The sequence below is a fragment of the Rhodocytophaga aerolata genome (genome assembly GCF_030503435.1).
Lineage (GTDB): Bacteria > Bacteroidota > Bacteroidia > Cytophagales > 172606-1 > Rhodocytophaga > Rhodocytophaga aerolata.
Window position 1 is genome coordinate 1 of sequence record NZ_JAUKPO010000182.1, and the last position, 739, is coordinate 739.

Here is a 739-nt window from a genome sequence, read left to right on the forward strand (position 1 = left end):
ATGCAACCGGTGAGCTTTCTTTTGGCATCAATGCGGCAGGCCTTGCTGCCGGTACGTACACAGCTACCGTTACTGCTTCAGCCACCGGCTACAGCAGTGCTGCCCTGCAAGTAAACCTGACAGTAGAGAACCAGGCACCGGTTGCTCAAACCATAAAAATCAACTTCCAGGATGCGGCCACGGTTCCACCAACCGGCTGGCTGAAAGATTACGGCCGGCCATTTGGTCCGCGTACCACCACTGAGCAAGGCAGCGCTAGTGGCAGTGCCACCTACAGCTATGGTTGGAAGAAACGCTCTGATGGCAGCCCGCTAGACTTATCTGCCAATGGCCGGGCAAGACTGTCCGGAACCACCTACACGAATGCCTCTGAGGCACTGAAACTGCAGTCCTCGCTGATGCATATGCAGGCAAACAATATTGCCGGCAGCTTTAGTGGAGTAAAGCAGGAAGGCTATTGGGAGATAAGCCTGCCAAACGGGTTTTATAATGTATCCCTTTCGGTAGGCGACTACAACCAGGGCTCTGAGCCGGAAAGCCACACGATCAATGTGGAAGGAGTCAATGCCATCAATGCCTTTGTACCCACCGGATCAACCGGGGCTGTAGCCACGCGCATCAAGTCCACTGCATCGCCTATCCGGGTAGAGGTAAAAGATGGGGCTTTGACCATCAATGCTTCTGAGACGATCAATGGGGTAGCTTACAATGGAGTAAACACCAAGATCAACTCCCTACT

At 53.5% G+C, this 739-nt stretch carries 1 protein-coding gene; it reads left to right on the forward strand.

All coding sequences use genetic code 11. The features are described from left to right. On the forward strand, nt 1–739 hold a 739-nt coding region (locus Q0590_RS37440), incomplete at both ends, for a hypothetical protein (RefSeq protein WP_302042804.1).